A 6,000-nucleotide genomic window follows, 5' to 3' on the forward strand; every position below is an offset into this window, starting at 1 on the left:
CGGCCCGGCGTTGTTCCGGGCATGGACGAGATGCTGGATGTGCTCCTCGAGGGGGGTCGCCGAGCCGCGCCTGAAGCTGATCAGCGGGGACGAGGCGAGGGCTTTGATGGTTCTCCTCGGGATGCTCGACGACGATGCGCAGTCCGAGGAGGTCCGCCGTGCTGCGGGGGAGATGCGCTTCCGGCTCGGTTCCCGTCTGGCCTGAACCCGAGCTGCTGCGGCGTGGAACGTGGCTGGGTCCCGACCAGGGGTGAGGAGGTCGGGGCCCTGCCGGTGCGACGGCCGTATGCCGTGTTCGGTCAGTGGCGGAAGGCGTCCTTGATCGGGGACCTCCTCGTTGTCGTACGGGATCGGTCGTGACTGCTCTTCTGCTCCCGGTCGCCGCCCGCTGCCCCGCCGTGCGGCCGGGACCTGTGGGTTTTGCGGGCGGCGTCGGGTCGGGCGGGTCACATGGCTGCGGCGTAGGTGTCGGCGATGGGGGTGAGGGGGACGCCGTGGTCGTTGAGGTCGTCGACCACGTCGGACCAGTCCAGGGCCGGCTCGCCGCCGGCGGGTGGCCGGGGCGGGCGGGTGGGGTTTCCGACGTCGTGTTCGGGCCGGTTGGGTGCCGGTCCGGTTCGTACCGTGATTGCGGCCGGCCGTGTGAGGAGCAGTCCGTCGGTGGGCGGGACGACCGCGATCTCCCCATGCCGTGCCGGGGCGGGTTCCACGGGCGGGTTCCCGCTGAGGAGGAGGCTGAGCAGGACGGTGGCGGACTGGTCGGTGAGGGTTTGGGCGGCTTCCTTGAGGCGGTGGCGCTGTGAGGCGGGCAGGGACAGGGCGAGGGCTTCGGCCTGCCCGAAGCTGAGGGGCACCGCCACGCACACTTCGCGTGGGGAGTACTCCTGCCAGTCGAACTGCGCGGAGCGGGGGCCGTTGTGGTCGATGGTGCGGAACAGGCGTGCGGGGTCGGTGATGGTGCGCGGGGTCAGGCGTACGGGGTGGCGGCGGGCGAGGTGGTCCATGCGGGCCTCGAACGGCAGCTGCTGCAAGAGACTCTTGCCGACGGCGCTGGCGTGTCCGGCGAACCGGAAGTCGACCCACTCGTAGACGCGGGGAGCCTGCGGGCCGTCGGAGAGGCGGGAGATGTGCACCTCGCCGTCGGTGTAGCTGCTGACGTAGACCGCGGCGCCCACCGCGTCCCGCAGTGTGGCCAGCGTCCGCTGCAGCGTGTTTTCGGCCGCGCCTCCAGACGGCTGCGCCAGGGCCAGGAGATCCGGGCCCGGCGCGTACCCGCCGTCGGGCAGCCCGTCGGCCATGCCGCGCTGGCACAGCCACGGCAGCAGCCGCTCCACCACCCCCTTCGACAGCCGGGCCCGCTTCGACACACTTCGGAGAGTGATGGACCCGGCCGAAAATGACTACAACATGTGCCTGGAATGGCTGAACGGGGTATTTGCCTCCCTCTGGGTCGCCGAGGTCCAGGTGGGGCGGCGGAGGCGGAGAGCTGGCCCGACACCCTCCCAAGTTCCGCGGGGTGTAATTGGCGGGGCAACTGACCTCGGAATCCCCCAGGCGTTCGGGCAGCTCTGCGACCGGTGGGGCGTGGTGCAGTCCATGGGGCGCGTCGGATCCGCCCTGGACAATGCCGCAGCGCAGTCGTTCGCGGCCGAGTTCACCGCCTGGCCCCACCGCGATGCCGGCGCCCCGCCGCACGTGGCGGGCTTCTTCCACGACCGCGCGGTGGAGTGGGCGACCGTCACCGGCGACGGCCCCATGCACGCACCCCCGCCCGCAGCACCGCCGGGCCCGGCACGGCCTCCGCGGCCTGCGCCAGCATCGGCTCCACCGGCCGTCTGCGCGTCACCCGGGTCTCCCTCACGGCGCTGCTGTTCACCGCGTCCGGGCCGGGTGGCACGGTGCTGGTGCAGACCCGTCGCGGGGCTGGGACTGGTGGACGGTGGATTTCGGAGGCCTCGGCCCCGGCGGTCCGGGCGGCGGCCGGCAGCGTGCTCATCCCGCAGCAGTCGCAGAATTGCGGGTCCGCCAGGTCGATAGTGGCCCGCTGGCAGCTGGCCATGGCTTGACCGAGGGCACTGCGCAGGTTTGGGGCGGTGGCGACGTCCAGCTCCCCGGCCAGATTCACCTCGCACATGCCCGGCCCCGCGTGGCGGCCGTGACGTGGAACAGGTCGTCCACCGGCGCTCCTGGTCCTGCTGTGTTTCCACGGAACGCGTTGGGCGGTGCGATGTCCACCGTTGTGGACGCGCCGGTGGGGGTGGCCGCCCCATGTGACGTGCGCGGCTTGGCCACCTATTGATCTGTATACGCGGCGAGGAACACGCGGACGCCCTCGTCGGCCAGCCGTTCGAGTTCGGCCGGGGTCTGGATGTCGTCGCGGGCGAAGAACATGGCGCGGTCCATGGGGACGGCCAGAATGAGCCAGGCGAAGTGACGGGCGGCGAGCAGCGGATCGTCCAACTTCAGCAGCCCGCGTGCCGAGAGGTGTTCGAAGCAGGCCGCAAGGGCGGCGATGGTCCGCTCGGGCGCGCGCCGGTAGTAGTCGGCGGCCACCTCGGGGAAGCGGTCGGCCTCCGCGATGAGCAGCCTGCGCAGTTGCAGCCCTCCGGGCTGGATGACGGTGGTGATGTAGCGCCGGGCGAGCCCGGTCAGGTCCCCGTTGAGGTCATCGGTGTCGCGCAAGGCGTCGATGGCCTCAACGAACAGGCCGACCCTGCTGCTGGCGTTGGTGATGATGGCGCCGAACAGCGTTTCCTTGTCCGTGAACTGCTTGTAGACGGTCTGCTTGGACACCGCGGCCGTCGCGGCGATCTCGTCCATGCTGGTGCCCGGGTATCCCTTGCGCAGGAACAGTTCGGTGGCCGCCTCCATGATCGCCTTGCGCTTGCGGGCCGAGCGGCCGTCCTCGGGTGCTTGCATGCCAGCCTCCTTGATGCTCCTCGAAGAGTACTGGACTGATCAGTACTCATATGAGTACTGTACGGTCCAGTACCAGCGCCGGGGGTCGACCCGGGCGCCGTCACCAACCGGGGGGATCGGTCATGACGACCGCAGGACGCAAGATCGTGGCGGGGCTGTTCGTGTCGCTGGACGGCGTGGCGGAGGCGCCGGAACAGTGGCACTTCCCTTATCTGGACGAGGAGATGGGCGCGGCCCTCACCCAGATGCAGGCCGGAGCGGACACGCTGCTGATGGGGCGTCTGACCTACGAGGCGTTCGCCGCGGCCTGGCCGGAGCGGACCGGCCCGATGGCGGACGCGCTCAACGGAATCCGCAAGCTGGTCGCCTCGACCACCCTGAACGAGGCCCGCTGGAACAACACCACCGTCATCGACGGCGACGTCATCACCTTCCTCGAGGACCTCAAGCGGCAGCCGGGCGGGAACATCAACCTCTCCGGCAGCATCTCCCTGACCCGAACCCTCTTGGAAGCCGGTCTCCTCGACGAACTGCGGCTCCTGGTGCACCCGATCGTGCTGGGCACCGGCAAGCGCCTGTTCCCGGACGGCACCGGCCGGACCCCCCTGCGGCTCACCGCCTCGGCCGCCTTCTCCACCGGCGTCCTGGACCTGACCTACCAGCCCGCCTGACCTGCCCACAGACCCCGGCCCCGGCCATCAACCATCGGAGAGAAGGACCCCATGTCGTTCCAGGCCTACCTGGACACCATCGAGACCAAGACCGGCCTGACCCCCCGCGCCTTCATCGCACTGGCACAGGAGCACAGCTTCGACGCCCCGTCCACCAAGGCGGGAACGATCCTCACGTGGCTCAAGGAGGAATACGGCCTGGGGCGCGGCCACGGCATGGCGCTGGTCCACGTCATCAAACACGGCCCCCGCATCGACGCGAAGCACGTCGGCACGACCGGCTCGCACCGCGACGACTCCGACACTCTCTGGCTCGACGGCAAGGCGACCCGCCCCTCCTGAAGCGGCGCGCCTGTCCCGACAAGCGCCTGAAGCACCCCACCTCACAGACCGCGCCCACCTCCTGGAGAACCCGGCATGACCTGGACCGACCGCACCGTGGTACGCGAGGGCGTCCGCATCTCCTGCCGCGATTGGGGCGGATCAGGCCCCCCGGTCGTCCTCCTGCACGGACTGGCCGGCCACGCAGGCGAATGGGACACCCTCGCCCGGAACCTGAGCCGCCGCTACCGGGTCGTCGCCGTCGACCAGCGCGGCCACGGCGCGAGCGAGCGCCGACCGGGCGATGTCTCCCGCGCCGCGTACGTGGCCGACGTCGTCGCTGTCATCGGACAGCTCGACCTGCGTCGGCCGGCCCTGGTGGGGCAGTCTCTGGGCGGCCACACCGCCATGCTCACCGCCGCCGCCCACCCCGACCTGCTGCGCGCGCTCGTCCTCATCGAAGCGGGACCAGGCGGCTCCAGCCCGAACGTGCAGGCCGAGATCGGCGCAGCGCTCGACGCGTGGCCGACGCCGTTCCCCACGCGCCAGGCCGCAGTCGAGTTCTTCGGCGGCGGTGCTGTCGGCGAGGGCTGGGCGGCCGGACTGGAAGAGCGCGCCGACGGCTGGTGGCCGACCTTCGACCGTGACGTGATGGTCGACGCGCTGACGGAGAATGCCCGGCGTTCCTTCTGGGAGGAATGGACAACCATTGCCTGCCCGACGCTGGTCATCCTGGGGCAATCCGGCATCATCCCCGCGCACGAGACGCAAGCCATGCTCCAACAGCGACCCGACACAGTGGCTGTGCGCGTCCCCGAAGCGGGACACGACGTACACCTGGAACACCCCGAGATCCTGCGGCAGGCGCTTCAAGAATTCCTTGAACAGGTCGCCGACCAGCCTGTTCGCGGGCAGGCCTGACCTCGACACCTTGAGACGCGTCCACGTATCAGCAGCGCGGCGCGCTCCGGCTCCAGGGCGCCGGGGCTCACTGCCAGGGAGTCAGGCCACCGTGCCGTTGATCCAACCGACGCCGTCGGCGGTGCTGGCGGGCGGGCATGGACAGCACGTTCTCCATCGGACCCTCAGAGGCCAGACACTCCTCGCCGGCGCCTGCTCGTTCTCGGCCGTGTGCTGTCCCGGCACGGTGGCCCTGAAGCAGAGGTTGAGACGGGGGCGCGACCCGCTCCGTGTGGCTCCCGTCCCGTGGACGGAGCTCCTGCTGCTGGTCCTTGAGCACAGCGGGCACTCCGGCCATGTCGGAGAGCTGGAGAGCTTCGCCCGAGAGGTCGCCGCCTTCGTTCTCGCCGACCACGGGTCGGTATGTGCGATGCCAACTCCATCGAAACAGGCAGCCGGCGATAGCGGCGCCGAACACGGCCGCGCGGCGGGTCCGGTCGGTCCGCGGGTATTCGAGGCTGGAATCTGCCGGGCCGGTACCGGAGGGCAGCGGCGGCGGAGTAGCTTCGGCAGGAACCGGCTGCCGGCGTTCCCCAGACAGCCGCACGGCCGTGGGCAGACTTCACCGCGCCCGGCGGCTGCGGGCGCGCGGCGGTCGCCGCACACCAATGGTTGGCCCCGGATGCGTGAGCCTGGGCCGGTGATCACCGAAGACAGGGATGGGTCGATGGACGGGTTCACCGCGTGGCTGTTGCGGCACGTGAGGGACCGGGACGCCCTTGGCGAGCTCGCCAGGAGGGCCGCAGCCGATCCGGACTGGCCCGAGGAACCGGACCGGCTGGCGACGTTCACGGAGTACCTGGAGGGCGGCCACGCCACACCGGCTGCACTGCAGGACCTCACGGACGCCTGGGTCCGCTACGCCTCCCGCTGACCGTTCTGCGGGTGGGAAGATTCCGGTTTGGTTGACCGTTCATTCACATGTGGGGTGCGGGAAGGGACTGTGTCCCTGGCCCGACGTATGCCTGTGGGGAAGATCGTTCGGCTGAAGCCCTGCAGAGCCCTCCGCCGTGAGGCGACCACCCTTTCCCGCCCCACCTCCTAATGACGTTGTCAAGCTGCGACTGTGACACGGAGTTCGCGTTGGAAGCACCGTCCGTCACGTATGAGTGCCCACAGGACGTTCACC

At 70.3% G+C, this 6,000-nt stretch carries 8 protein-coding genes; 5 read left to right on the top strand and 3 right to left on the bottom strand.

Annotated features, from left to right (window positions below; translation table 11 throughout):
- Positions 1-37: 37 nt before the first annotated feature.
- Positions 38-205, top strand: coding sequence for a hypothetical protein (locus ACFY0D_RS26680; RefSeq protein ID WP_390800582.1), 168 nt, complete (start codon positions 38-40; stop codon positions 203-205).
- Positions 206-446: 241 nt separating this feature from the next.
- Here the strand turns inward: ACFY0D_RS26680 and ACFY0D_RS26685 are convergent, their stop codons facing one another.
- The 3 genes from ACFY0D_RS26685 to ACFY0D_RS26695 form a co-directional block, all read right to left on the bottom strand.
- On the bottom strand, positions 447-1,367 hold the full coding sequence (locus ACFY0D_RS26685) for an IclR family transcriptional regulator C-terminal domain-containing protein (protein WP_390800583.1): 921 nt from the start codon (positions 1,365-1,367) through the stop codon (positions 447-449).
- Between the two features lie 371 nt (positions 1,368-1,738).
- On the bottom strand, positions 1,739-2,134 hold the full coding sequence (locus tag ACFY0D_RS26690) for an STAS domain-containing protein (RefSeq protein ID WP_390800584.1): 396 nt from the start codon (positions 2,132-2,134) through the stop codon (positions 1,739-1,741).
- Between the two features lie 158 nt (positions 2,135-2,292).
- Positions 2,293-2,919 carry a TetR/AcrR family transcriptional regulator gene (locus ACFY0D_RS26695; RefSeq protein ID WP_390800585.1) on the bottom strand — a complete coding sequence of 209 codons (627 nt, stop codon included), beginning with the start codon at positions 2,917-2,919 and terminating at the stop codon, positions 2,293-2,295.
- A gap of 122 nt (positions 2,920-3,041) precedes the next feature.
- Here ACFY0D_RS26695 and ACFY0D_RS26700 point away from each other — a divergent pair, with 122 nt between their 5' ends.
- The 4 genes from ACFY0D_RS26700 (at position 3,042) to ACFY0D_RS26715 (ending at position 5,745) form a co-directional block, all read left to right on the top strand.
- Complete coding sequence (locus ACFY0D_RS26700; protein WP_390800586.1) at positions 3,042-3,590, top strand: dihydrofolate reductase family protein; 549 nt, start codon at positions 3,042-3,044, stop codon at positions 3,588-3,590.
- Between the two features lie 51 nt (positions 3,591-3,641).
- A complete protein-coding gene (locus ACFY0D_RS26705) occupies positions 3,642-3,932 on the top strand; it encodes a DUF4287 domain-containing protein (RefSeq protein WP_390800587.1) in 291 nt (96 codons plus the stop codon).
- A gap of 75 nt (positions 3,933-4,007) precedes the next feature.
- Positions 4,008-4,832 carry an alpha/beta fold hydrolase gene (locus ACFY0D_RS26710; RefSeq protein WP_390800588.1) on the top strand — a complete coding sequence of 275 codons (825 nt, stop codon included), beginning with the start codon at positions 4,008-4,010 and terminating at the stop codon, positions 4,830-4,832.
- Positions 4,833-5,538: 706 nt separating this feature from the next.
- Positions 5,539-5,745 carry a YozE family protein gene (locus tag ACFY0D_RS26715; RefSeq protein WP_390800589.1) on the top strand — a complete coding sequence of 69 codons (207 nt, stop codon included), beginning with the start codon at positions 5,539-5,541 and terminating at the stop codon, positions 5,743-5,745.
- Positions 5,746-6,000: the final 255 nt, after the last annotated feature.

Source organism: Streptomyces sp. NPDC001502 (assembly GCF_042894785.1).
Taxonomy (GTDB): domain Bacteria; phylum Actinomycetota; class Actinomycetes; order Streptomycetales; family Streptomycetaceae; genus Streptomyces; species Streptomyces kutzneri.

Coding starts and splice junctions, on each gene's coding strand:
- ACFY0D_RS26680 (WP_390800582.1), top strand. CDS start 38: ATGTGCTCCTCGAGGGGGGTCGCCGAGCCGCGCCTGAAGCTGATCAGC.
- ACFY0D_RS26690 (WP_390800584.1), bottom strand. CDS start 2,134: ATGTGCGAGGTGAATCTGGCCGGGGAGCTGGACGTCGCCACCGCCCCA.
- ACFY0D_RS26695 (WP_390800585.1), bottom strand. CDS start 2,919: ATGCAAGCACCCGAGGACGGCCGCTCGGCCCGCAAGCGCAAGGCGATC.
- ACFY0D_RS26700 (WP_390800586.1), top strand. CDS start 3,042: ATGACGACCGCAGGACGCAAGATCGTGGCGGGGCTGTTCGTGTCGCTG.
- ACFY0D_RS26705 (WP_390800587.1), top strand. CDS start 3,642: ATGTCGTTCCAGGCCTACCTGGACACCATCGAGACCAAGACCGGCCTG.
- ACFY0D_RS26710 (WP_390800588.1), top strand. CDS start 4,008: ATGACCTGGACCGACCGCACCGTGGTACGCGAGGGCGTCCGCATCTCC.
- ACFY0D_RS26715 (WP_390800589.1), top strand. CDS start 5,539: ATGGACGGGTTCACCGCGTGGCTGTTGCGGCACGTGAGGGACCGGGAC.